This is a genomic window from Microbulbifer maximicatervae (SeqCode) (assembly GCF_052467955.1).
This window is the reverse complement of the sequence record NZ_CP174329.1, coordinates 562,010-585,000: the sequence shown is the minus strand read 5'-3', so window position 1 is coordinate 585,000 and position 22,991 is coordinate 562,010. Positions and strand designations below refer to the sequence as shown.

The 22,991-nt window shown below is 52.8% G+C and carries 27 protein-coding genes; 13 read left to right on the top strand and 14 right to left on the bottom strand.

The window, feature by feature from the left end:
* Positions 1 to 106 precede the first annotated feature (106 nt).
* The 3 genes from ACJJI5_RS02530 to ACJJI5_RS02520 all read right to left on the bottom strand — a co-directional run bounded on the left by ACJJI5_RS02530 (position 107) and on the right by ACJJI5_RS02520 (position 1,580).
* Complete coding sequence (locus ACJJI5_RS02530; protein WP_445355438.1) at positions 107 to 424, bottom strand: superinfection immunity protein; 318 nt, start codon at positions 422 to 424, stop codon at positions 107 to 109.
* A 68-nt stretch (positions 425 to 492) separates the two neighbouring features.
* Positions 493 to 1,080, bottom strand: a complete 588-nt coding sequence (locus ACJJI5_RS02525; protein ID WP_445355437.1) for a hypothetical protein — start codon at positions 1,078 to 1,080, stop codon at positions 493 to 495.
* Positions 1,077 to 1,580 carry an RNA polymerase sigma factor gene (locus ACJJI5_RS02520; protein WP_413663736.1) on the bottom strand — a complete coding sequence of 168 codons (504 nt, stop codon included), beginning with the start codon at positions 1,578 to 1,580 and terminating at the stop codon, positions 1,077 to 1,079. Before ACJJI5_RS02520 ends, ACJJI5_RS02525 begins: the two co-directional genes overlap by 4 nt.
* Positions 1,581 to 1,754: 174 nt before the next feature.
* Here ACJJI5_RS02520 and ACJJI5_RS02515 point away from each other — a divergent pair, with 174 nt between their 5' ends.
* From ACJJI5_RS02515 to ACJJI5_RS02505, 3 genes are all read left to right on the top strand, one after another.
* Positions 1,755 to 2,198, top strand: coding sequence for a MarR family winged helix-turn-helix transcriptional regulator (locus tag ACJJI5_RS02515; RefSeq protein ID WP_445355436.1), 444 nt, complete (start codon positions 1,755 to 1,757; stop codon positions 2,196 to 2,198).
* Between the two features lie 266 nt (positions 2,199 to 2,464).
* Positions 2,465 to 2,887 (top strand): organic hydroperoxide resistance protein, encoded by a 423-nt coding sequence (locus ACJJI5_RS02510; protein ID WP_413663738.1) that lies wholly within the window; start codon positions 2,465 to 2,467, stop codon positions 2,885 to 2,887.
* A 30-nt stretch (positions 2,888 to 2,917) separates the two neighbouring features.
* A complete protein-coding gene (locus ACJJI5_RS02505) occupies positions 2,918 to 3,937 on the top strand; it encodes an alpha/beta hydrolase (protein ID WP_445355435.1) in 1,020 nt (339 codons plus the stop codon).
* Between the two features lie 42 nt (positions 3,938 to 3,979).
* On the opposite strand, the gene ACJJI5_RS02500 is transcribed toward ACJJI5_RS02505, so the two are convergent.
* The 4 genes from ACJJI5_RS02500 to hutI form a co-directional block, all read right to left on the bottom strand.
* Positions 3,980 to 4,381, bottom strand: a complete 402-nt coding sequence (locus ACJJI5_RS02500; protein ID WP_413663740.1) for a RidA family protein — start codon at positions 4,379 to 4,381, stop codon at positions 3,980 to 3,982.
* 91 nt (positions 4,382 to 4,472) lie between these two features.
* Positions 4,473 to 5,372 (bottom strand): LysR family transcriptional regulator, encoded by a 900-nt coding sequence (locus ACJJI5_RS02495; protein ID WP_445355434.1) that lies wholly within the window; start codon positions 5,370 to 5,372, stop codon positions 4,473 to 4,475.
* Between the two features lie 130 nt (positions 5,373 to 5,502).
* Positions 5,503 to 6,465, bottom strand: a complete 963-nt coding sequence (gene hutG, locus ACJJI5_RS02490) for a formimidoylglutamase (protein WP_444895745.1) — start codon at positions 6,463 to 6,465, stop codon at positions 5,503 to 5,505.
* Entirely contained in the window at positions 6,449 to 7,678 is a 1,230-nt protein-coding gene (gene hutI, locus ACJJI5_RS02485) for an imidazolonepropionase (RefSeq protein WP_444895744.1), read from the bottom strand. Before hutI ends, hutG begins: the two co-directional genes overlap by 17 nt.
* A 187-nt stretch (positions 7,679 to 7,865) precedes the next feature.
* Here hutI and hutC point away from each other — a divergent pair, with 187 nt between their 5' ends.
* From hutC to ACJJI5_RS02455, 6 genes are all read left to right on the top strand, one after another.
* Complete coding sequence (gene hutC / locus ACJJI5_RS02480; protein WP_282930784.1) at positions 7,866 to 8,576, top strand: histidine utilization transcriptional repressor HutC; 711 nt, start codon at positions 7,866 to 7,868, stop codon at positions 8,574 to 8,576.
* Between the two features lie 89 nt (positions 8,577 to 8,665).
* A complete protein-coding gene (gene hutU, locus ACJJI5_RS02475) occupies positions 8,666 to 10,342 on the top strand; it encodes a urocanate hydratase (RefSeq protein WP_445355433.1) in 1,677 nt (558 codons plus the stop codon).
* Positions 10,343 to 10,609: 267 nt separating this feature from the next.
* A complete protein-coding gene (gene hutH / locus ACJJI5_RS02470; RefSeq protein ID WP_444915217.1) occupies positions 10,610 to 12,160 on the top strand; it encodes a histidine ammonia-lyase in 1,551 nt (516 codons plus the stop codon).
* Positions 12,161 to 12,440: 280 nt separating this feature from the next.
* Positions 12,441 to 12,773 (top strand): hypothetical protein, encoded by a 333-nt coding sequence (locus ACJJI5_RS02465; protein WP_282930781.1) that lies wholly within the window; start codon positions 12,441 to 12,443, stop codon positions 12,771 to 12,773.
* Positions 12,774 to 12,868: 95 nt separating this feature from the next.
* The gene (locus ACJJI5_RS02460) at positions 12,869 to 13,369 is read left to right on the top strand and encodes a hypothetical protein (protein WP_444906914.1); all 501 of its coding nucleotides are present in this window, start codon (positions 12,869 to 12,871) and stop codon (positions 13,367 to 13,369) included.
* Positions 13,370 to 13,608: 239 nt separating this feature from the next.
* Complete coding sequence (locus ACJJI5_RS02455; RefSeq protein ID WP_413663747.1) at positions 13,609 to 13,785, top strand: hypothetical protein; 177 nt, start codon at positions 13,609 to 13,611, stop codon at positions 13,783 to 13,785.
* Between the two features lie 40 nt (positions 13,786 to 13,825).
* Here ACJJI5_RS02455 and pyk read toward each other — a convergent pair whose 3' ends face one another.
* Complete coding sequence (gene pyk / locus ACJJI5_RS02450) at positions 13,826 to 15,262, bottom strand: pyruvate kinase (RefSeq protein ID WP_282930778.1); 1,437 nt, start codon at positions 15,260 to 15,262, stop codon at positions 13,826 to 13,828.
* Positions 15,263 to 15,439: 177 nt separating this feature from the next.
* On the opposite strand from pyk, the gene ACJJI5_RS02445 reads away from it, so the two are divergent.
* Both ACJJI5_RS02445 and ACJJI5_RS02440 read left to right on the top strand, forming a co-directional pair.
* A complete protein-coding gene (locus tag ACJJI5_RS02445; protein ID WP_445355432.1) occupies positions 15,440 to 15,913 on the top strand; it encodes an META domain-containing protein in 474 nt (157 codons plus the stop codon).
* A 64-nt stretch (positions 15,914 to 15,977) separates the two neighbouring features.
* The gene (locus tag ACJJI5_RS02440) at positions 15,978 to 16,538 is read left to right on the top strand and encodes an META domain-containing protein (RefSeq protein ID WP_282930776.1); all 561 of its coding nucleotides are present in this window, start codon (positions 15,978 to 15,980) and stop codon (positions 16,536 to 16,538) included.
* A gap of 90 nt (positions 16,539 to 16,628) precedes the next feature.
* Here ACJJI5_RS02440 and smrA read toward each other — a convergent pair whose 3' ends face one another.
* The 6 genes from smrA to ACJJI5_RS02410 all read right to left on the bottom strand — a co-directional run bounded on the left by smrA (position 16,629) and on the right by ACJJI5_RS02410 (position 20,036).
* A complete protein-coding gene (smrA, locus tag ACJJI5_RS02435; protein ID WP_444892318.1) occupies positions 16,629 to 17,216 on the bottom strand; it encodes a DNA endonuclease SmrA in 588 nt (195 codons plus the stop codon).
* Between the two features lie 18 nt (positions 17,217 to 17,234).
* Entirely contained in the window at positions 17,235 to 18,098 is an 864-nt protein-coding gene (locus tag ACJJI5_RS02430) for an SDR family oxidoreductase (protein WP_282930774.1), read from the bottom strand.
* Positions 18,091 to 18,543 (bottom strand): acyl-CoA thioesterase, encoded by a 453-nt coding sequence (locus ACJJI5_RS02425; RefSeq protein ID WP_282930773.1) that lies wholly within the window; start codon positions 18,541 to 18,543, stop codon positions 18,091 to 18,093. The genes ACJJI5_RS02430 and ACJJI5_RS02425 overlap by 8 nt, the downstream gene beginning before the upstream one ends.
* 133 nt (positions 18,544 to 18,676) lie before the next feature.
* The gene (gene secB / locus ACJJI5_RS02420) at positions 18,677 to 19,168 is read right to left on the bottom strand and encodes a protein-export chaperone SecB (protein ID WP_282930772.1); all 492 of its coding nucleotides are present in this window, start codon (positions 19,166 to 19,168) and stop codon (positions 18,677 to 18,679) included.
* 160 nt (positions 19,169 to 19,328) lie between these two features.
* A complete protein-coding gene (grxC, locus tag ACJJI5_RS02415; RefSeq protein ID WP_282930771.1) occupies positions 19,329 to 19,589 on the bottom strand; it encodes a glutaredoxin 3 in 261 nt (86 codons plus the stop codon).
* A 30-nt stretch (positions 19,590 to 19,619) separates the two neighbouring features.
* Complete coding sequence (locus tag ACJJI5_RS02410; RefSeq protein ID WP_282930770.1) at positions 19,620 to 20,036, bottom strand: rhodanese-like domain-containing protein; 417 nt, start codon at positions 20,034 to 20,036, stop codon at positions 19,620 to 19,622.
* A 216-nt stretch (positions 20,037 to 20,252) separates the two neighbouring features.
* Between ACJJI5_RS02410 and gpmI the strand changes: the two genes are divergently transcribed.
* Both gpmI and ACJJI5_RS02400 read left to right on the top strand, forming a co-directional pair.
* Positions 20,253 to 21,800, top strand: a complete 1,548-nt coding sequence (gpmI, locus tag ACJJI5_RS02405) for a 2,3-bisphosphoglycerate-independent phosphoglycerate mutase (RefSeq protein WP_445355431.1) — start codon at positions 20,253 to 20,255, stop codon at positions 21,798 to 21,800.
* Positions 21,800 to 22,927: a murein hydrolase activator EnvC family protein gene (locus ACJJI5_RS02400; RefSeq protein ID WP_445355430.1), complete on the top strand. Its 1,128-nt coding sequence runs from the start codon at positions 21,800 to 21,802 to the stop codon at positions 22,925 to 22,927. Before gpmI ends, ACJJI5_RS02400 begins: the two co-directional genes overlap by 1 nt.
* The last annotated feature ends 64 nt before the right edge of the window (positions 22,928 to 22,991 follow it).

Sequence of the window (22,991 nt, the reverse complement as noted above, 5' to 3'; positions counted from 1 at the left end):
AGTTTTTGATTAAAAATCGTACTAAAGATGCTCAACACTTGAGTGTAGGTAATCATCAGGGATTATTCAGCTACTTAATGAAGTAGCTCGAATCTCAAACACACACTCATTTACTGATAAGCTTACCAGCGGCAGGGCGTTCTCCCTGCACACCAGCGCACTCACTTACTTCTCCTTTCTTACCACGCATTTTTCCGGTAACAGCCCAAGCCTGTAACGCAAACCATGCCAACCAGGAAAGACCGGCAGGAACATTAGCTACTAAGATCTTTCCGAAGTGCTTCCGATTGAAGAAAAAGGCAATCAATGTAGGAAGAAACCAGACAACCAAAAAGAAAACAAGAAACAGGAAAGCTTTGAGTAGACTTAACTCGCTAAGAAACGCTGAAAAACCACTTAGTAATTGCTCCACATCTGTAAACATTATTCAATCCTCCGTTTATATGTATTCCCCTTTGTAGTCCCGTCAGGATTTTTTTCTTTACAGTTAATTTATAAATTTTCCTGGAAGCTCGTTAATACTCTCTCTTCTTTTTCTGTGCGCCGATAAATATAAAAACTATATAAAGCGAGAGCCACAACCAACCCAGACAATACTATGAGTGCTTCTTGAGGATTACGGACCAAAGGTTCCGCCGCTCCACGAAGAAACCTGCTAAGTTCCCACATACTGATAATAAATATCTGCAGGATCAGGAATAACCAGCTGAAATAAACTTCTCGACGTTTTCGCCTAAGCCTCAGCAGACCTAATTCAACATAAGCTTTTGCCGATTTTTCTAGTGGGGCCCATAGACCTCGCCGATTAACTATCGAAAATACTATTGCCAAAACAAGCGTCGCAATAGCAAAAGCTACTCGGTACATGGTATCTGGGTAGTTCTTCGCAAGAATTACTCCAAGCAAATAGATAGCCCCAGCTATGGCAAGAAGATACTCAAAAGCGACCGCCAATCGCATTCGTCGCTCCTGGCGACGCACCCAATTCAGCACTGTAGTTGGGATTTCTGCACTAGTCTGTTGCCCCTTCCAGATACTTTCCAGCTCTAGCCATTGTTTTTCTGTGTCTGATTCATTCATTTTTCACTTCCCAAAAGGCAGATATTGAGACGCTCTTTTGCCCGGTTGAGCCGCACTGCAATATTGGACTCGGTAATACCCAGAACTTCAGAGATTTCCGCATAGCTCAGGCCTTCCAGGCGAAGAGTCAATGTCTGCCGGAGTCCTAAGGGTAATTTCTGCACTGCACGAACCAGCTGTTCGGACTTGCGTTCGGCTACCAGTCGCTCTGCCGGGCCCGGCTGGTGGTCCTCAAGCTCCAGTAATTCATCATCACTCCCATGATAAGGTTTCCTACGGGTCAGCTCGGTCACACAGCGGTTATGTGCGATACGATATACAAAGGTTTTTAAGCTAGCATCACCGCGAAATGTCGGCAGGGCCCGCCAGAGCCCCAGCCAGATTTCCTGTAACAGGTCATCATGCTCGGCTTTTGATCGCACATAGCTATGTACCAGCCGGGAAACCCCTTCGGTATATTCCGTAGTCGCTTGTTGAAATAATTGATCCCGTAATTCCACCGGCCACTCCATCGTCTATGCAAATTACTGTACCGGCTTCAAATAAAACCTTACAAAAAGTTTCGCTGCTCTCGATTGGCAGTATGTGTCGGTTCTGGAACAATGAAGGAGCGTGGTAAGTCCATACTTGCGCTACACTGGCGCAAAACTGCCACCGGTAAGTAGGGTGTGCCTATGGCCAAGTCCATAAACGAAGACCAAAAACTCGATAACCAACTTTGCTTTAGCCTTTATTCTGCCTCCCTGGCAATGAGCAAGATGTACAAGCCTCTATTGGAGACACTGGGAATAACCTACCCCCAGTACTTGATGATGCTGGTGCTCTGGGAAGACGATGGAATCACCGCTACGGAGCTGAGTCTGCGGCTTGGCCAGGATAAAGGTGCCCTAACGCCAGTTATCAAACGACTGGAGAATCAAAAGCTGATCAACCGCCACCGAGACCCGGGGGATGAGCGTCGAGTCATTATCGAGCTGACTGATGCCGGTAGGTCGATGCAAAAAGAAGCTGCTTCAATTCCCACTCAAGTGCTGAATGCCTGCGGCTTGAATCCTCAGTCTGCACGGGCGCTAAAGACGCAAATAGAGACGCTTCGCCAATATTTAGCGAACCCCTAATCTTCCCCTCTTTTTATCGCCCCGCCATTAGCGGGGCCCCCGCTTTGACTCCATTTGTTATAGCTATCGTCCTTATAGCGACATTTAATTATCGCAATAATAGTTATCGCAATAACTTTATCTGGCGCCCAAGCTGACGCGCTATTTAGAAGCTGACTTAGAAATCCGGACTACTACCCCCAGCTCAATAAATCCAGCGGGAAAAGGACTGGACTCCATTCCAGGCGGCTTCTGACAGACAAACACACATCAATGAGGACAGGTTAATGCAAACAGTTTACACCGCAGTAGCAACCGCAAATGGCGGCCGTGATGGCGAAGCTCAATCATCAGATGGGAAGTTAAGCGTCAAGCTCAGTATTCCCAAAGAGCTTGGCGGCCCCGGTGGCGATGGCACCAACCCAGAGCAACTGTTTGCTGCGGGTTACTCTGCCTGCTTTATTGGCGCTCTTAAGTTTGTCGCCGGTAAAGAGAAAGTAAAAGTCCCGGAAGAAACCACTGTGCGCGCTGAAGTTGGAATCGGTCCCCAGGGTAAGGGGTTTGGTCTGGATATTGACCTCTATATCGATCTTCCTGGCCTGGATCAAGCGACGGCAGAAAAAATTGCCAACACCGCTCACGATGAAGTTTGCCCTTATTCCAATGCAACCCGAGGCAATGTTGATGTGCGCCTGCACATATCTTCTTAAGCAACCGGTAGAGAATTGAAGGTATCCGTTATGAATGGCTTAAAAGTTTCCAAGCTGGCACTACCCCTTTTCTTTGCTCTTGGTATGACTTCTGCGTCTGCTTCTATTTCCCCTGGTGTTGAGCAAAATACCCAGGGGTTCCTTCAAGCACTGGCGCAAGGTGGCGGCAAACCCATTGAGCAACTATCACCAAAAGATGCCCGCGCCGTCCTGGTCGGAGCCCAAGAGGGTGCGCAACTGCCGCCCGCTGAAGTCAGCAAGAAAACCATTAGGGTTAATGGCGAAAAGCTGGAACTGACTATCGTTAAACCGAAAAACACCCGGGGCCAGATTCCCGCCTTTATGTATTTCCACGGCGGAGGCTGGGTCTTGGGTGACTACCCAACTCACGAACGCTTGATCCGCGATCTGGTTCAACGCTCCGGCGCCGCTGCGGTATATGTGGATTACACCCCATCTCCAGAGGCCAAGTACCCGACTGCAATTAACCAGGCTTATGCGGCTACCCAGTGGGTCGCGGAGAATGGCGAAAAGATCGGTGTCGACGGGTCCCGTCTTGCCGTGGCCGGTAACAGTGTCGGTGGCAATATGGCAGCCGTGGTTGCCTTGATGGCGAAAGAGAAAGGAACACCGGATCTGCAATTCCAACTGCTGCTCTGGCCGGTTACCGATGCCAACTTCAACAACGCTTCTTACAAGCAGTTCGCCCATGATCACTTCCTGACACAGGGTATGATGAAGTGGTTCTGGGATAACTACACTACCGACCCCAAACAGCGCAACGAGATCTATGCTTCACCTCTGCGCGCAAGTAAATCCCAGTTGGTCGGCTTGCCTCCCGCTCTGGTGCAGACTGCTGAGATGGATGTGCTGAGAGATGAAGGGGAAGCTTACGCCCGCAAACTTAACGAAGCTGGTGTGACCGTAACCGCTGTTCGCTATAACGGCATGATTCACGACTACGGCCTACTAAATGCCCTGAGTGACGTACCCGCAGTGCAGGATGCACTTGATCAAGCGGGATCCGAGCTTAGGGAACACCTCAAGTAAAACTTAAAAGCCCTGCAATGCGGGGCTTTTTTATTCAGGTACCTAAAGCAGTGTTTTAGCCACTGCCTCAATTTCTATCAATGTCTCTGGCGACGCCAGGGATGTGACTCCCACTCCCGTGATTGCCGGGCGAGTAATACCCAAATATTTAGATAGCACAGGGACTATTTCCCCCAGATGCTCACTAACTTCTCCACGCACATAGATACGTAACTGCAAAAGGTTCTCTACCGACGATCCGGCCTCATCCAATACTGTCAATAAGTTTTGCATGGCGCTTTCCGCCTGAGCACCAACCCCTTTGTTTTTAACTTCACAATTACTATCCCAATCCACCTGACCCGATACAAATACCAAGCCTGTTTTGGTATCGACTCGGGCGTGGGATAGGCAGGAAGAACTGCCATCATAAAGTGAAGAAGGATTAATATTCAGAATACTCATAACAGACCTGTACGCTTTCTAGCTTTTGAAAAAATCATAGTAGAAAGGCAGCTTTGCCAAAGCTATGGAGTAAAGCTTGTTACGGATACAATCAGGAAGCCATTGACTTAGAAAACCGTTGGTGCAGATCATTGAGAATCCAACTTACCAATGGATCATTTTCCACTCGGGGATGAAAGGCGGCTACAACTTCGTAGCCAGGTGGATACTTGTCCAAGGTAATTTCCACCAAGCCCTCACAAGGCATCAACCTAGAGGGAATAAAGGCCAGGGTATCTGTCCTTTTCAAGAACTCCTGGGCTATATAAAAAGAGGGCGCCGAAACAACAATCTCTCTTTTTAGACCTTGCCCCTCTAGCCAACGATCGGCTGAACCGCGCAAGCCTCCAACCCCTGGCGATGTAATCACAAAATCAGATTGCATCAACTGATCAATAGGGACCAACTCATCTAAACTGTACATAGGATTAGCCGATACACAGACATAACGCTCATTAAAGAGCACCTGTGTATTAATTCCATGAGGCACATACCCCACTGATGTGAAAGCTAAGTCAATTTCTCCCTGATGCATTTTCTGGGTGAGCGAGACGCTTTCAATATTAGTGACAATAAATTTCACTTTCGGCGCATATTGCCTGACCCTTTCGATCAACTCGGCAACAACCACTTTTTGCGCGTAATCTGTAGCAGAGATCACCAGGGTCCGGGAAGTCTGGCTTGAATCAAGAGAACCCGGGGCGGGAATCTCACTGAGTAACGTCAGCACCTGTCGAATCTGTGGCTCTATAAATTTTGCATAACTGGTGGGAGCCATCCCATGCCCAGTGCGCACAAATAGATCATCCCCAACTATTTTTCTAATCTTCTTCAGCTGCAAACTGACAGCTTGCTGCGAAACCTGCAGATACTCTGCGGCAAGGGAGATACTTTCAACCCTGAATAGTATTTCCAGGGTTTTTAAGTGATTAATTTCAAGATCTTTGATCATATCAACTACAAAAGCGGAGCTTTCTGCCAGTCACTTACGGCTGTAGATAAAGATTAAAATAGTGGTTTCTAATACTGAAGTTAACGCGACCTCCAAAGCCATAGTGGCCGCGCTGTATTATTAAAAATACTCAGGGGATTTTTCTGGCCGCACGATTTGCAATTTGAAATCCCAGGCGGGCCGCGGTACGCGCACCATGATCCTCAATATCGAAATAAGGATTAAATTCAGCGATATCCGCCAAACAAACTTTATTGGATTCCAAAACGGTATCCAGCAAGACTTCCAGAAACTCCATGGAAACCCCCCTGCCAGAGGGGGCACTCACCGCTGGCATTACTGCCGCCGGCAATACATCCAGACATACCGTTAAATAGACAAAATCCACCTTCTCAATAAAGTCGCGGATTCGCGCCTGAACCGTATTCAGATTCCAACTACTGATTTCACGATCCCGAATAACCTGGGCACCCAGCTCATCAGCTCTCTGGTAGAGAGCAGGTGTGTTGGCGTTATCCGCCGCACCTACACAGAGATAATTAAATTCGCGACCATTTATCCTGCACTGCTCCGCAATCTGGAAAAATGGCGTGCCCGATGACCCCTTTGGCGCAGGAGTGCGTAAATCCAAATGCGCATCAAAATTGATAATACCCAGGCTGCTCTCGCGGTGATGCTCACGCATCCAGCGGGCAATCCCCTGATAACTGCCAAAAGCAATTTCATGGCCGCCTCCCAATACCAGTGGAAAGTGACCGGCACCGAGCAACTCATTGATACGGGCACCCAATAGCGATTGGGCAGACTCCAAGTCTTCCCGTTCGACTCTGACGTTACCCGCATCGTATAAGGGCGCATCAAAAGTTGCCGGCAGGTTAGCCATAGCCAGACGCAGGATTCTCGGACCTTTCGCTGCACCGATACGCCCTTTATTTCGGCGTACCCCTTCATCTGAAGCAAAACCTAGAATTGTGAGGCCAGGAGCATCATCTAACTGCAAAGGAGAAATCCGCTGGTGCCAACGCTCACCCGCTCGCCCATCCTCAGAATCAGTGCGACCGCTCCATAATTGCATATCAGCAAGTTGTAACATCGCGACCTCCCAAGAAAATTTTTGCAGGCTTTAGCGCACCGACTTCATAAGCGAGTTGATCCGGGGTATCCATCGGCCAAAGAACAATATCTGCTCGAAGCCCCTCCCGCAGTACACCGCGAGAACAACACAAACCCAATGCCCGAGCGGCTGCACGGGTAACACCTGCGAGAGCTTCTGCCGGAGTTAAGCCAAACAGCTGACAACCCATATTCATCATCAAACGCAGGGAAGCGATTGGACAACTCCCGGGATTAAGGTCTGTAGCCAATGCCATACAAACCCCTGCCTCGCGTAACTTTTCAATAGGCGGAACCTGGGTTTCGTGCAGCGTATAGAAAGCACCCGGCAGGAGGACGGCCACGGTGCCGCTTTCCGCCATGGCCCGGACATCCGCATCGCTGATGTATTCAATATGATCTACCGATAATGCCCCGGACTTTGCCGCCATTTCAGTGGCCCCTGTACGCGCCAGCTGCTCGGCGTGCACTTTTACTGGCAGGTCCAGTTTTTTCGCTGCATCGATAACTCTCTGGCACTGATCGACAGTAAACCCAATCGTCTCGCAAAACATATCCACGGCATCGGCCAATTGCTCGCGGGCTACAGCGGGCAATATCTGCTCGCAGATAAGATCGATATATTCATCGGCACGACCGTCGTATTCCGGTGGCAAAGCGTGTGCTGCCAGACAGGTCGTTACTATTTCCACTGAGTTGTGTTGCGCCAGGCGTCTCGCGGTGCGCAGTTGCTTTAGTTCAGTATCCAGGTCCAGGCCATAACCGGATTTAATTTCCACGGTTGTAACGCCTTCGGCCATCAGGGCGTGCAGACGGGGCTCAGCCAACTTATACAGGTTCTCGGCACTGGCACCCCGTGTCGCCCGCACGGTAGAAATAATACCCCCGCCAGAGCGAGCCACTTCTTCGTAACTCTCTCCCCCCAGGCGACGGGCAAACTCCCCTGCGCGATGGCCTCCATATACAAGATGCGTGTGGCAATCGATCAGGCCCGGAGTTGCCCATTGGCCTTCGCCATCAACAATGCGGTCTGGGGTGCACTCGGGCAGATCCCGGCGGGGACCAATCCAAACGATCCGACCTTTGGTTACCGCAATTGCAGCATCCTCGATAACACCGTAACCACCGGCAATGGATGGGTCCATTGTGGCGGCATTCAAATTGGTAATCAGCAAATCACAGCGTTCTGACATAAGCTTTTAGCGGCACGCTTTTCCTTTTAAACCATAGATGCTCGGCCCGATGACCGACAAACCAGTAACGGGCAGGATACAGCTCCCCTCTTCGACTTGACAGCCCGCAGCAGGGAAACCATAGTAGCCGCAACCATTCTTGTATATACAACAATATACAAGCCACGGAAGCACTGTACCTGAGTCTATGAATACTGCAAGTGAACCCCGATACGCGGCCATCAAGCGCCATATCCGCCAACAAATTGAGTCTGGCGAGTGGCCAATTCATTCCCAGGTGCCCTCGGAAAACCAACTGGCACAGCAATTCAGTGTGAGCCGGATGACCGCAAGGCGGGCACTCACCGAGTTAACCGATGAGCGCGTTCTGATGCGCTCCCAGGGGCTGGGTACTTTTGTCGCCGAGCCGGTGCCCGCCAGCTCACTGTTGGAAGTGCGCAATATCGCCGACGAGATCTCGGCCCGGGGGCACAGTTACAGCAACCGCATTCTGTTAGCTCAGCCCTGTGTCGCCAGCGCCGATGTAGCCCTGGCATTGGAAGTGCCCGAACAGGCAAAAGTGTTTCACTCCATTATTGTGCACTGTGACAACGGCTTGCCGGTGCAGTGGGAAGAGCGGTTTACCAATCCAGCCCTGGCTCCAGATTACCTGGACCAGGACTTCGCCCACACCACCCCCAACGCCTACCTTTCCAAAGTCGCACCGCTGACCGAGGCCGATACAACCGTCGAGGCCATAGCTGCGGAAGCCGCTATCGCCCACGCTCTGGAAATTGCCCCCGGAGATGCGTGCCTCCAGGTTTGGCGGCGCACTAAATGCAGTGCCGGCACCGTGAGCTTCGCGCGCCTGGTTCACCCAGGCAATCGATACCGCCTCGGTGCACAACTGAGATTCTAGTTATTGATTTATCCCGCGCGCCCTGGGAAAAGAAACAATCAAATCCGGGACGTGTGAATTTTTTTACGAGAAAAATTGACGAGGAAGCTATGTCTACCGACAAACGCCACGATCCCAGCCGCAAAATCCGCGCGCCTCGCGGCAGTGAGCTCAATGCCAAAAGCTGGCTCACCGAAGCTCCCCTGCGCATGTTGATGAACAACCTGGACGCCGAGGTAGCTGAACGCCCGGAGGACCTGGTGGTGTACGGTGGTATCGGCCGCGCCGCGCGGGATTGGGAGTGCTACGACAAGATTGTCGAAGTGCTGAAGCGCCTGGAAGACGACGAAACCCTGCTGGTGCAGTCCGGCAAGCCTGTCGGAGTCTTTAAAACCCACGCCGATGCACCCCGGGTATTAATTGCCAACTCCAACTTGGTACCCCACTGGGCCAACTGGGAACACTTTAACGAGCTGGATAAAAAAGGCCTGGCCATGTACGGCCAGATGACTGCCGGCTCTTGGATTTATATCGGCTCCCAAGGCATCGTCCAGGGTACCTATGAAACCTTTGCCGCCGTCGCACGCAAACACTTTAATGGCGAAGCGAAAGGCAAATGGATTCTTACCGGCGGCCTCGGCGGCATGGGTGGCGCTCAGCCACTGGCAGCGACTATGGCCGGTTTCTGCATGATCGCAGTAGAGTGCGACGAAACCCGAATCGATTTCCGTCTGCGCACTGGCTATGTAGACAAAAAAGCCACCAGCCTCGACGAAGCCCTGCAAATGATTGAAGCCGCGATGGAAAAAGGCGAAGCCATTTCCGTTGGCCTGCTGGGCAACGCAGCAGATATCTTCCCGGAAATTGTAAAACGCAATATTCTGCCGGATTCGGTTACCGACCAGACTTCCGCACACGATCCTTTAAATGGCTACCTGCCCCAGGGCTGGACCATGGAGTACGCTGCGGAGATGCGCAAGAAAGATGAAGCCGCAGTAGTTAAGGCAGCCAAACAATCTATGGCGGTTCAGGTTGAAGCCATGCTGGAGCTGCAAAAGCGCGGCGCCGCAACCCTCGACTACGGCAACAATATTCGTCAGATGGCTCTTGAGGAAGGTGTGGAAAATGCCTTCGATTTCCCCGGCTTTGTACCCGCTTATATTCGCCCTCTGTTCTGTGAAGGAGTAGGTCCTTTCCGCTGGGCGGCCCTGTCCGGCAACCCGGAAGATATCTACAAGACCGATGCCAAGGTTAAAGAACTGATTCCCGATAATCCGCAGCTGCACAACTGGCTCGATATGGCCCGCGAGCGGATTCATTTCCAGGGACTGCCCGCACGTATCTGCTGGGTGGGTCTGAAAGATCGTGCTCGCCTGGCACTGGCATTTAACGAGATGGTAGCCAACGGTGAATTGGAAGCACCGGTAGTAATCGGCCGCGACCATCTCGACAGCGGCTCTGTAGCGAGCCCCAACCGCGAAACTGAAGCCATGATGGATGGTTCCGACGCTGTCTCCGACTGGCCGCTGATGAATGCCCTGCTGAACACTGCCTCCGGCGCTACCTGGGTATCCCTGCATCACGGTGGTGGCGTAGGCATGGGCTTCTCCCAGCACTCTGGTGTGGTCATTGTCTGTGACGGCACCGAAGCTGCGCGCAAACGTATTGAGCGGGTTCTCTGGAATGATCCCGCCACCGGCGTAATGCGCCACGCCGATGCCGGTTACGAGATCGCAAAAAAATGTGCAAAAGAGCAGGGCTTGGACCTGCCCATGCTGAACGACTGATTTTTTACCGCAATAAAAATACCGCCGGCGGAAATCTTTTACAGCCCGAATAATTTTTATCGGGCTGCGCCGCCGGCGCCTAACAGGGTGTTGAAAAAGCCAACAAGCGACTTTTTCAAGCCATCTTTGCGGCACATGTCCACAAAGATGGGCACTCAAATCAAGCAATTGCAGTGCTTGATTTTGCGGCAGGCGCTTTCGCACCGCCCGCGCAGGCTGTTTTTCAACAGCCTGCTAAGCAGTAAATATTTTTTGGTGAATGAATTTATGTATCAATTGGAAATCGATCCCGGTCAATTGAGCCTTGCGCAACTGCGCCGCGTAGCCCGCGAGTCGGTGCAGCTGTCCCTGGCGAAAAGCGCCTACCCCGCTATTGAAGCCTCTGCCCACACTGTTGCCCAGGTTATTACCGAGGGGCGCACGGTTTACGGAATTAATACCGGTTTTGGTTTATTGGCCAACACCCGCATTGAAAAGCACGACCTGGAAAACCTGCAGCGCGCTATTGTTCTGAGCCATGCCGCCGGTACCGGCAACTTTATGAGTGAAGCCACCGTGCGCCTGCTGATGGTGTTGAAAATCAACTCGCTCGCGCGCGGCTTCTCCGGCGTGCGCCCGCAGGTTATCGAAGCTTTAATGCAACTGGTCAATGCCGGTGTATATCCCGCTATCCCTGAGAAAGGTTCTGTCGGCGCTTCTGGCGATTTGGCGCCCCTGGCTCATATGAGCGTGGTACTTCTAGGTGAAGGGGAAGTATTTATCAAGGGCGAGCGCAAGAGTGCTCACGAAGGCCTCAAAGCTGCGGGGCTAGAGCCCATTACCCTGGCTCCCAAAGAGGGGCTCGCCCTGCTAAATGGCACCCAGGCTTCTACCGCCTTTGCCCTGCTCGGCCTGTTCGCCAGTGAAGACTTGTTCGCCGGCGCCCTGGTAACCGGTGCCATTACCCTGGAAGCAGCCAAAGGCTCACGCCGCCCCTTCGATGATCGTATTCACAACGCCCGCGGCCAACAGGCTCAGCGTGACGTAGCGGCAATTTATCGGGACCTGCTCGGAGAAACCAGCCAGATCGGTGATTCCCACCAGTTCTGTGAAAAAGTGCAGGACCCCTACTCCCTGCGCTGTCAGCCCCAGGTAATGGGTGCCTGTCTGCAGCAGATGCGCTTCGCTGCCGAAGTATTGTTGGCCGAGGCAAATGGTGTTTCCGATAACCCGCTGGTATTTACCGACGAGGAAAATCCGGATAACTCCGACATTATTTCCGGCGGTAACTTCCACGCGGAGCCTGTTGCTATGGTCGCCGACAACCTGGCGCTGGCATTGGCAGAAATCGGCTCCCTGTCCGAGCGTCGTATGGCGCTGTTGATCGACAGCAACCTATCCGGCCTGCCTCCCTTCCTGGTGGAAAATGGCGGGGTGAACTCCGGCTTTATGATCGCCCAAGTCACCTCAGCGGCGCTTGCCAGTGAGAACAAATCCATGGCGCACCCAGCCTGCGTGGACTCACTGCCCACCTCCGCCAACCAGGAAGACCATGTATCCATGGCCACCTTTGCCGGCCGTCGCCTGCGGGATATGGCCGACAATACCTGTGGCATCCTGGCGGTGGAGCTACTCGCTGCCTGCCAGGGACTGGACTTCCGCGCGCCGTTAAAATCCACGGAAAAACTGGAGGCCGCCAAGGCAAAACTGCGCGCCCGAGTACCTTTCTATGACAAGGACCGCTACTTTGCCCCGGATATTGAAGAGGCGAAGCAATTGCTGAGCAGCGGCGCCTACTTAGAGTCAATAAACCCCAATCTCCTGCCCAGCAGTCACTAAGTTAAAGAGCCTTCACGGCTTGATTTGCGCATTGCGAGAGAACCATTTTTCTCACAATGCGTGAATTTTTAGTGGTTTCACCCGCCTGCCGACCTTACCTTTTTTGACTCCGAACAAGTGGGTCTATCAAATCGAAACTGAAGAGTTTCCATCAACCAATACAGACCTGCCTCGGTATTCAGCTTTGCTAGAACATTTACTCTGCCTCGTGATGATTCACGCGCCAAAAATGCTAGGCTGAATGTAGAAGTGTTACCCGCCAATAGGTGTGGAGGTCTTGATGAAACCGCTGCCCACTAGATTGCTGCGAGGCTCAGGTTGTGCGCTCGCCATCGCAGCAGGACTGGCTCTATCGGCCTGTAATGGAACATCCGGCTATCCCTGCGGAGGCAACGATTGTTCCGCCAGTTATTACGGATACAGCCCTTATTACAACAAGACGTATTACAACCTGCGTGGCCGCTATGCCCACTGCCACCCGGATGGCACCTGTCACAATATGCAGCACTGTAACTTCTACTGGGACGGCAACTTTTATCGCCTGAGACCGCCTGCGGTTGTAAATACCCAGTATCAAATTGTCGATCCACCGCCGCGCGCAAGACCTTACTAAGTCTGAGATTCTGTGCTCGCCTAGTTGGCGCGCCTAGGGGCTTGGCCCCTGCCGGGCCTCTCCGGGGGGAAATTCCACTTACCGGAGAAAGCACTATGAATAGAGCTGTTAAAACGGTGATTCTCACCGCCACGGTGTGCACAGCCCTAGCCCTGGGTGCCTGTGCCACCGATGGTTACTACACCACCTACACCAGTTACGGTGGCCCTAGTGGAGGGCAAGTCGCTTACACCTCCTCCTACGCTTATCCCTATGCCACGCCCAACTATTACGCTTCGAGTAATATCTATTTAACTTCCTACAGGACACCGGTTTACCAAACCGTTGGTTTCACTCCGGTGAATACTTACTATTACCGCGGTGGCTACGCCAGTTACCGATCCGCATCATTCCGCGGCCACCCTCGCTACCGGGCTCGCTACTACTATCGCGGAATGCCCTACTACAACCGTTTCTATTATCCTCGGTCACCCCACGCCCGCTACCGGGCCCATCACAGAGGCTATAGAAGTTATCACCGCGGCGGTTATCGCGGCTACCGGGGCCATAGAGGCCACTATCGTGTTCGCGGTGGACACCATCGCGGTAGACGCTAACTCCAAGCTTTATTAGGTAACTAACCCCGCTGTAGCAAACCATCAAAAGACGCAGCGGGGTAAGTTAATCGCCAACCTCAGTGCAACCGCCCACTTAAATAGCCTCACCATCCAAGCTCACTGTCGCCACTTTTAACAAATTGGCGCGCTATACATCTCAATGACAGCTATTACCTCTACCCTGAATAAACAAGTTCTTCGGGAATGCGTCACTCACACCACTCAAAGAGGTAACTGCGGTGCAGAAAATACTACTTATTCTGCTTGCCGTGGCCCTGGCGACAGGAGTTGCCGGTTGTTCGACAACCGCGCCCCAGGGAAGCCCAAAGTCATTAACCCTTGACGGTCAGAAGTTTCGCTGTGTTGAGCAGGAATTGGAGACCAAGGTACTGGTTAGATGTGTTCGTGCGGGGTAAGTTATTTGCACTGTAAGAATTTGTAATTTAATCGTTTGTATCAGGGCACGCGGACAATACGCAGGGTATCGGTGTGACCACCAATATCCTGTTGATAACCCCGGGATATCAAAACGAAGTCCCCTGAAATTAGCAGTTCCTGATCCAGCAAATAAGAAATTGCTTTTTGATCTCGCAGCGGGCCGTCCATATTAGAAACATCCATTAATACAGGGTCAACGCCGCTGTAGAGGGCTACACGATTGCAGCACTTCTGGTGCCGACAAAAAGCGTAAATAGGAATTAATGCACATACTCTCGACATCAATAACGCAGTATTTCCAGTTTCGGTCTGGCAAATAATGGCTTTAATTTCTCGGCAATGATTCGCTATGATCATGGCGGCCATGGCGATACACGCATCACCCGCAGGGTAATCGCCGCGAAGGCTTTCCGGCGTGGAATAAATTTTACGGTGTTTTTCTGCCCCAAGAATCACTTCAGCCATATGCTTAACGGTTTCAATAGGATATTCACCTGCCGCTGTCTCAGCAGATAACATTACCGCATCAGTACCATCCAGTACTGCATTGGCCACATCGCAGACTTCTGCTCGAGTAGGTACCGGGCTCGAAATCATCGACTCCATCATTTGTGTCGCAGTAATAACTACCCGATTGAGATAGCGGGCATAGCTGATTAAATGTTTTTGTACTCCCATTAATTCTGCATCACCAATCTCCACGGCGAGATCACCGCGCGCTACCATAATGGCATCACTGGCCAAGATAAGCTTCTCGAGTCGAGCATCATTGGATACCGCTTCAGCCCTTTCAATTTTGGCAATAATATGTGCTGTGCCACCCGCCTCTCTGAGTAACTTTCTCGCTTTGTGAATATCGCGAGCATCGCGAGGGAAAGAAACGGCTAAATAATCTACCTGTAACTCGGCGGCAACTTTGATATCCCGATGGTCTTTTTCTGTCAGTGCCGGCGCAGTAAGGCCACCTCCCTGCTTATTTATTCCCTTTCTATCAGATAACCAGCCACCATTTTCAACTTCAGTTTTTAACGACAAACCAATAATTTTTTTGATGCGCAAACTCAATCGGCCGTCATCCAGTAACAGGCGGTCTCCCTCATTACAGTCTTCTGCGAGTGCTTCATAATCAACCCAGACACCTTCAGGACTGCCACTATCTTTATCCCAATCCGGGTCCAAAATAAATTCTTCACCTTTGCGCAGATATATACGCCCATCAGTGAATTTTCCGACACGAATTTTGGGCCCCTGCAAATCTCCCAGCAGGGCAATATGTCTGCACTGACGCTCGGCTTCCTCGCGGACAAATTTTGCCCGACGCCTGTGATCATCAATTTTTCCATGAGAGAAGTTCAGGCGAACCATATCCACACCGGCCTTGATTAATTGCCGAAGTGTTTCTTCTTTATCGGTAGCTGGACCCAGGGTGGCAACAATTTTGGTGCGCCTGATCATATCGACGACCGTCCTTTAATCGATGGCCAAATACTATTTTTTTACATCAGTGCAAGCATAGCTTGTCACTGCTGTCGTCTCGTCACGGCAGCCAACAACTAAGCTTTTGTGAAAGCCGAAAAGTGGCTGGCTTGGGTGTGGGCTGGAGAAGGGTTTGTGTTTGGGAGTTATTCGTCGATGAGTAGGTTGGTACAAATATGGCTTCTGGGAGCCCTATTAGTTGTCGGCGGATGTCTAACAAACCGAATAGAAGAAGCCCAAGTTGTTCAATCCTCAGGCAGTATGGGAGCAGTCTGTGGTAAGAAGTGGCAGCTGGTGCGCCTGCGCGTCAATGGTGGGGTGGTCGACATCCAGAGGCCTGCGGACTTTACCTTTGTGTGCAATCTCCAAGGCAATGTCATGGGGAGGAGTGGCGTAAACACCTATCGGGGAGAGGTGCAGGTAACCGATAACGGGCAGTTACTTTGGGATACCTCCAGCTTTGTCTCTACCAAGATGGGCGGCCCCGAACCCTTGCTGCGGCAAGAGCATGCCTACCTCGGTGCCCTCGCCGCCACTCGCCAGGCATTTACCAAATCGCGCGGGAATCGTTTGATACTTCGTGACCCCTCCGGTGATATCTATATAGAATACGTAAAGGCCGGACCTTGAACGCCGCCACAGAAGACCTGTAAATTTTTAGGTTAAATGTCGCAAAATCAATGAGAACGACATCATGCCACGTCGTGCTTTTTACTTACTACTGAGTATTATCGTATGCAACCTGGTGCTTGCAGGCTGTAGCACCCCCAATCCCCCTATTCCCCAACTCCAACGATCGGCTTGGTCTGCCTGTGAGCACGAGTGGGTGCTATCGAGCTTGTATTACTCCGGGCGCACTTATGACTCAACCCTGAGCTGGAGCAGGTTTTGGCGGGATAGACCCTTTTTCAAATGCGATCAATTTGGTTATGTTAGGGGCAACAGTGGCACCAATCCGTACCTGGGGCGATTTTCTCTCACTAGCAGCGGTGCTTTCACCTGGGAGCGGATTCCCGCTATTGCGCGCATGGGGGGAGCACACCCCAGCGATGAACTGGAGATCGATTATCTCAATGCCCTGAGAAAGTCTGATTTGATTGTTATCGTGGGTAACAAGATGATGATCAGCAATACCGATGGCAGTGCCTATATTGAGTTTGAACAAGTAGACCGCAGCTACCGCCAGGCCCAACCCTATAAAAAAGGCGACCCATTGGGTCGCCAGAATGACAATCAAGAAGAATCAAAAAGATGAGCTTTAGGAGTCTAAAAAAGCACTCTTGAGGGGAAAGCCTCAGCGGCGCATCTTAATTTGCATAAGTGACAGAAAAGTTACAAAAGAACCTTAACGGCGTTTTTGATGTATCTCCAGATTCTCCTGCCGCTTGCGTTCACTCTTTCTCAGCAGCAGATAAGTCGCTCCCAAGCCCCCGTGTTGGGGTTGGGCACTGTGAAAAGCCAGTACTTCATGCAGCTGCGGCAACCAGTGATTGATACAGCTTTTCAATAACGCCGGCTGCTTACGCCCCTCACCCTTACCGTGGGTAATCAGGGCACAGCGCACATCCGCTTCAACACAATCACGGATAAATTCCATCACGGCCCTGCGCGCCATCTCCACAGAGTGGCGATGTAAATCCAGGCGCGCATCTATGCTGTATTTGCCCAGGCGCAAATTGCGATAGACCCCGTTTTGCACACCATCGCGCTTGAATTCCAACGGATCCCATGGCTCTACCAGATCAATATATTCACCGGACAGGGGGTTCATTTCCCGCTCTGTCAGGCGCGTGGCAGCGGCGCGGCGCTCCCGCAACATAGACTCAGATTGCTTCGGCTCCTTGCGCAAATTGACGCGGCGCTCCTGCGCCAGCGGTTTAACGTCTCCCATTTCACCGAGAGCGTCTTTAAATAATTTGCTGTCGCTGCTCACAAATACCCCCTGCCAGCGTCAGTCGAGAAATAAATCCTTGGTTAAATTGTCTGCATTGGCTGGATTGTGGGCATAACCGGTGAAATCCTTCACACCGCGCTCTGCCAACAGCTCTTCATCGATTAGCTGGCGACCGCTCAAGGCGACATCTTTAGTCGTCAGTATCTCATAGGCCGCATCGGCCATAATTGAGGGCTTGCGGCTCTGCTCAAACATATCACGACTACCCACCGCAAACTCAATCGCAGCGGTGGCCACCAGTGTGCGCGGCCACAAGGTGTTTACGCTGATCCCCGCCTCACGCAGCTCTTCTGCCAGACCCAGGCTGAGAATGGTCATACCAAACTTTGACAGGGCGTAAGGAGCGAAGGGCCCCAACCACTTGGGCTGGATATTCAGCGGTGGGCACAGGCTGAGGATATGGGCGTTGTCAGCTTTTTTCAGGTAGGGAGTCGCCAAGTGGGCGGTGAGATACACCGCGCGACTGTTGATACTCTGCATCAGGTCGTAGCGCTTGGGTGGTGTCGACTCAACATTGGTCAGGTTGATCGCGCCCGCATTATTAATCACAGCGTCGATGCCGCCAAATTTTTCGGCAGCCTCCGACATAGCCTGCTCTACTCGCTGCTCATCGCGCACATCCACCTGCAGGGCCAGGGCATTGCCGCCGGCTTTCTCCACTTCCTCCGCCACCGAGAAGATGGTTCCCGGAAGCTTGGGATGTGGCTCTGCCGACTTAGCGGCAATCACAATATTGGCACCATCCGCCGCGCATTTGAGGGCAATCGCCCGGCCGATGCCACGACTGGCACCAGTGATAAAGATGGTCTTGTCCTTAAGCGCCCCTGAATTGTTGGTCAGGGATACAAACTCTTCACTCATTTTTTTCAGCCTCCGGGGCAGTCACTGCCGGACTGTAAATTTCCTTGAAGATCGCCGGCATACGTTTTGGCTTGCCAGTGGAAAGCTCAATGCACACCATCCGCCATTCGGCCCGCAATACCAATGCCTTATCGGCGGCGCGAAACACCTGAAAGCGGCGAGTCATATTCAGACGCCCGTCCACCTCAGTGAGCCAGGTGCCAAACAGCAATTCCTCCCCCTCTCTGGCCGCCAGTATATAGTCATACTCGCCATGACGAATTGCCATTCCCCGGTCAAGCTGCTGATAATTCGTGACATCCAGACCCAGGGCTGCGCTGTGCGCCCAGGCGGTGGCCTCACACCAGCGCACATATTCCGCATTGTTGGCATGACTCAGACCATCCACATGTTCGGCGCCAACCGTCACTTTGGTGATAAATGGGTTTGGCAGATCCCACTGCATAAGCGGCTCCAGGTTTGTGCTGCGGTTGCGAAGGGGCAGTCAGTAAAGCGGAAGCTATCCCCGGGGAGATTACAGATATAAAAAAAGGCCCCGCTAAGGGACCTTTTTATCGTGCCAGCTGGGCTAAAGCGAATTAAGCGTTCGCTTGAGCGCCCTCTGCTTCTTTCTGTGCCTTATCGAGGGCAGCAGCGAACAGAGCGTCGAAGTTCACAGGCGGCAACATCAGTGCCGGGAAAGAACCTTTAACTACTGCGTTATCGATCACTTCGCGAGCGTAGGGGAACAGAATTTGCGGGCAGGCAGTATTCAGGGCCTGGGCCAGCTGTTGACCTTCCAGACCTTTGATACCGAACAGGCCAGCTTGTTTTACTTCCACCAGGAAAGCGGTGTCTTCTTCCAGCTTTACGGTGATAGTCAGGGTCAGAGCCACTTCGTACAGATCGTCTTCGATCTTCGCGGTCTTGGTGTTCAGCTCCTGATTAACCTGGGGCTTCCACTGCTTTTTGAAGACCTCGGCACCCATCGGGGTTTCGAAGGAGAGGTCTTTCAGGTAGATGCGTTGCATCGCAAATTGTACTTGTGGAGCCTCTGCGTTTGCCGCTGCGCCATTTAATTCTTCAGCCATGTTACAGCCTGTTCATTATAAAAAGTTTATTGATGCCTTCCGTGAGAAAGACTCCGGTAATAACTCAACAGTTGGGGCCTCGATAAAACGTTTCAAGGCCCAGACCGGATAAATAGCAAAAATTGGGGACCGCATGTTGGCGGCCGCGTCAGTTTTCCGCTTATCCCGCTGCTTTCAGCAATTTGTCGAGTCGGCCACCGCGCTCCAACGCCATCAGGTCGTCGCAACCACCTACATGCTTATCGCCAATCCAAATCTGCGGCACCGAGCGGCGCCCCGCCTTGTCAGCCATTTCTGCGCGCAAGCCGGGATTATTGTCCACAGGGATTTCGCGATAAGCGACACCCTTGCTATCCAGTAGCTGCTTGGCGCGAATACAGTAGGGGCAGAAACGGGTGGTATAAATGACAACATTCTGCATGACAAAACTCCGTCAAACTGATACTTCAGGTTAACCTTTGCCTTTAACGACAGGCAGGTTCTGGTTAGCCCACTCGCTCATTCCGCCCTGCAGGCGACGCACTTGGAAACCTTTCTGTTTCAGCATGCGCCCCACCGGACCTGCGTGCTGCCCCATCTTGTCAGCGACAATAATGGTCTTGTCTTTAAACGGTTCCAGCTCGGCAATGCGCTCAGCCACATCCCCGTGGGGAATATGCAGGGAGTCGACAATATGACCGGCAGTGAACTCGCTGCGATCGCGAATATCCAGCACCTTGGCCCCGTCGCTATTGATCAGCTTGGTCACTTCATGAAGTGATGCCGGCTCGCCAGACTTGAATCGCTCAGTCAAAACAAATGCGTAAAGCAATGCCACAAGCAGGCCGACCAACAGCCACTGCTCAGCTAAAAAGTCGAGAAAATCCACTTCGCCCCCAAAATCCTCAAGTGGTAATCAATAGGGCGCTACGGCGCCCAATGCCGGCGGGAGTATACACGATCATGGCGAAATTCTAATCAACCAAATCCCTCCGCCCCAGCCTCTTTGTAATCCGGCTTAAGCTAAATAACATGGTGAAATACCAGCCCCACAGGTTAAAATCCGCGTCCGCAATTTAACCCTTGGAAGAGGAATACTGTCGCTATGGCCGCTACGCAAGCCCCGCAAAAACGCCCCCTGGTCCTGCTGATTCTGGACGGCTTCGGCCACAGCGACAATCCCGAGCACAATGCGATTCACGCAGCCAAGTCTCCGGTTTGGGACAATATCTGGTCGACCCGCCCAAAAACCCTGATCCAGACGTCCGGGATGGCGGTGGGCCTGCCCGATGGACAAATGGGCAACTCGGAAGTCGGCCATATGACACTGGGTGCCGGTCGAGTGGTCTACCAGAACTTTACCCGGATCAACAAAGCCATCCAGGACGGCGACTTCTTCCGCAATACCGCTTACACCACTGCGGTCGATAAGGCTATCGCCAATAACGGCGCCGTCCATATTATGGGACTCCTATCCGAAGGCGGCGTACACAGCCACGAAGACCATATTGTCGCCATGATAACCCTGGCGGCACAGCGCGGCGCCCGCGCTATTTATGTACACGCATTTCTCGATGGCCGCGACACCCCACCGCGCAGTGCCGAACCATCCCTGGCGCGCCTGATGCAGGTGTGTGACTCCGTCGGCAATGCCCATATGGCTACCCTGGCCGGGCGCTACTTCGCCATGGATCGCGACCAGCGCTGGGAGCGCACCGAGTCCGTTTACGACATGCTGACCCTGGGTACAGCAGAGCACAGTGCCAGTGATGCCCTGGCAGGGCTGGCCTCGGCCTATGAGCGCGGTGAAAACGATGAATTTGTCGCGCCAACGGTGATTGGCAAGCCCGCTCCGATCCAGGACGGCGATGCCCTTATTTTTATGAATTTCCGCCCGGATCGCGCGCGCCAGTTAACCCGCGCTTTTACCGAGCAGGACTTCAGCGGCTTCGAGCGCAAAGCCAAGCCGCAGCTGGCGGACTTTGTCATGACGACCGAATACGCTGCCGATATCCACGCCAGCTGTGCCTTCCCACCAGAAAACCTGGTCAACTCCCTCGGCGAGTACTTGTCTGCAGAGGGCAAAACCCAGCTGCGCATCGCCGAGACAGAAAAGTACGCCCACGTTACCTTCTTCTTCAGCGGCGGCCGCGAAGAGCCCTACAACGGCGAAACCCGCGAACTGATCAAGTCACCGGATGTGGCCACCTACGACCTGCAACCGGAAATGAATGCACCAATCGTCACTGACAAACTGGTAGCAGCGATTGAGAGCGGCGAGTACGACGCCATTATCTGCAACTACGCCAACGGCGATATGGTCGGCCATACCGGTGTTTTCGAGGCGGCAGTAAAAGCCGTCGAAGCCCTGGACCAGTGTGTAGAGCGCGTCGTAAACGCCGCTCTGGCTGCCGGCGGCGAAGTGCTGATAACTGCCGACCACGGCAATGTGGAAGAGATGTTCGACGCCAACTCCGGCCAAGTTAGCACCCAGCACTCCACTCTGCCGGTGCCTTTTGTTTATATCGGCGAGCGCAATGTGCAAATGTGTGACGGAGGTAGTCTGGCGGATGTAGCACCAACCATGTTAGCGTTGATGGATCTGCCACAACCGGCGGAAATGACCGGCCAAAGTTTGGTAAAAATGGACTGATGAAAACTTTCGTACTCTTCCTGATCACACTGATTTCCCTGCCCGCCTGGAGCCAGGCAGAGGGAGATGAGCAGGCGCGCCTGGCGCAAATCAAGCAACGCATTGAGTCCCTGCAACAGGAACTCAACCAGGTGCGGGGCCAGCGCGACCAATTGCTCAAGGATTTGGAAGAGAACGAGAAAGATATTTCTGGGCTGCACCAGCGCATAGACAAGATCAAACAGGATATGCGCAGCCGCTCGGACAAGCTGCGCGAACTCCAGCAGGAACAACAGCAACTGCAAGAGTCGCGACGAAGTATGCAGCGGCGGGTCGAGCAGGAGATCGCCGCCGCATACCGACTAGGCCGACAGGAGCAGATCAAGCTCCTGCTCAACCAGCAAGATCCACAGAACGTCGCCCGCCATCTCCGCTACCACGATTACTTCCTCCAAGAACGCAGCCGCATCATAGACACTTACCTTGAAACCCTCACCTCACTGGAAACCGTATCCGCCTCCATTGAGCGCGAGCGCGAGACCCTGAAAGCGGAGCGAGAGCAACTGCAGAAACGCCAGAGCAAACTGCGCGTCGCACAGCAGAATCGCAAGGACACGCTGGATAAACTTGCGGCGCGGCTCTCCGATGGCAGCGGTGAACTCAAGCAGCTCCAAGGAGATCGCACACGCCTGCAAAAATTGATCGACGAAGTAGGTCGCGCCATCGCCTCACTGGTAAACCCCAGCGAGCAAAAGCCCTTTGCGCGCCAGCGGGGCAAGATGCAGTGGCCTGTTGATGGCCGCCGCGCCAATGCCTATGGACAGCGCCGCGCCAATGGCATCACTTGGAAAGGTGTCACCTTGCGCGCCAATGAAGGGGAGCCGGTGCGGGCAATCCACCGCGGCCGCGTGGTTTTCTCCGATTACCTGCGCGGCCACGGCATGCTGGTTATCCTGGATCATGGAGAGGAGTACATGAGTCTCTACGCCCACAACCAGTCCCTCACCCGCAATATTGGCGAGTGGGTGGAAAGTGGTGACACCATCGCTCGGGTTGGCAATAGCGGTGGACTCAGCCATAGCGGTGTTTACTTCGAAATTCGCCACCGGGGTAAAGCGCAGGACCCTACAGTTTGGTGCCGCTCCTGATCGGAGCTGGCACAGAAGGCATAATACGAGGCGTAAAATCCCGGGCATTTTCCACGCACCCGTT

Coding starts and splice junctions, on each gene's coding strand:
- hutI (WP_444895744.1), bottom strand. CDS start 7,678: ATGTCAGAACGCTGTGATTTGCTGATTACCAATTTGAATGCCGCCACA.
- ACJJI5_RS02525 (WP_445355437.1), bottom strand. CDS start 1,080: ATGAATGAATCAGACACAGAAAAACAATGGCTAGAGCTGGAAAGTATC.
- ACJJI5_RS02515 (WP_445355436.1), top strand. CDS start 1,755: ATGGCCAAGTCCATAAACGAAGACCAAAAACTCGATAACCAACTTTGC.
- ACJJI5_RS02500 (WP_413663740.1), bottom strand. CDS start 4,381: ATGAGTATTCTGAATATTAATCCTTCTTCACTTTATGATGGCAGTTCT.
- ACJJI5_RS02445 (WP_445355432.1), top strand. CDS start 15,440: ATGAGTAGGTTGGTACAAATATGGCTTCTGGGAGCCCTATTAGTTGTC.
- grxC (WP_282930771.1), bottom strand. CDS start 19,589: ATGCAGAATGTTGTCATTTATACCACCCGTTTCTGCCCCTACTGTATT.
- ACJJI5_RS02460 (WP_444906914.1), top strand. CDS start 12,869: ATGAATAGAGCTGTTAAAACGGTGATTCTCACCGCCACGGTGTGCACA.
- ACJJI5_RS02430 (WP_282930774.1), bottom strand. CDS start 18,098: ATGAGTGAAGAGTTTGTATCCCTGACCAACAATTCAGGGGCGCTTAAG.
- hutG (WP_444895745.1), bottom strand. CDS start 6,465: ATGTTACAACTTGCTGATATGCAATTATGGAGCGGTCGCACTGATTCT.
- ACJJI5_RS02465 (WP_282930781.1), top strand. CDS start 12,441: ATGAAACCGCTGCCCACTAGATTGCTGCGAGGCTCAGGTTGTGCGCTC.
- ACJJI5_RS02400 (WP_445355430.1), top strand. CDS start 21,800: ATGAAAACTTTCGTACTCTTCCTGATCACACTGATTTCCCTGCCCGCC.
- ACJJI5_RS02530 (WP_445355438.1), bottom strand. CDS start 424: ATGTTTACAGATGTGGAGCAATTACTAAGTGGTTTTTCAGCGTTTCTT.
- ACJJI5_RS02505 (WP_445355435.1), top strand. CDS start 2,918: ATGAATGGCTTAAAAGTTTCCAAGCTGGCACTACCCCTTTTCTTTGCT.
- pyk (WP_282930778.1), bottom strand. CDS start 15,262: ATGATCAGGCGCACCAAAATTGTTGCCACCCTGGGTCCAGCTACCGAT.
- hutH (WP_444915217.1), top strand. CDS start 10,610: ATGTATCAATTGGAAATCGATCCCGGTCAATTGAGCCTTGCGCAACTG.
- hutC (WP_282930784.1), top strand. CDS start 7,866: ATGAATACTGCAAGTGAACCCCGATACGCGGCCATCAAGCGCCATATC.
- ACJJI5_RS02510 (WP_413663738.1), top strand. CDS start 2,465: ATGCAAACAGTTTACACCGCAGTAGCAACCGCAAATGGCGGCCGTGAT.
- hutU (WP_445355433.1), top strand. CDS start 8,666: ATGTCTACCGACAAACGCCACGATCCCAGCCGCAAAATCCGCGCGCCT.
- secB (WP_282930772.1), bottom strand. CDS start 19,168: ATGGCTGAAGAATTAAATGGCGCAGCGGCAAACGCAGAGGCTCCACAA.
- gpmI (WP_445355431.1), top strand. CDS start 20,253: ATGGCCGCTACGCAAGCCCCGCAAAAACGCCCCCTGGTCCTGCTGATT.
- ACJJI5_RS02425 (WP_282930773.1), bottom strand. CDS start 18,543: ATGCAGTGGGATCTGCCAAACCCATTTATCACCAAAGTGACGGTTGGC.
- ACJJI5_RS02495 (WP_445355434.1), bottom strand. CDS start 5,372: ATGATCAAAGATCTTGAAATTAATCACTTAAAAACCCTGGAAATACTA.
- ACJJI5_RS02440 (WP_282930776.1), top strand. CDS start 15,978: ATGCCACGTCGTGCTTTTTACTTACTACTGAGTATTATCGTATGCAAC.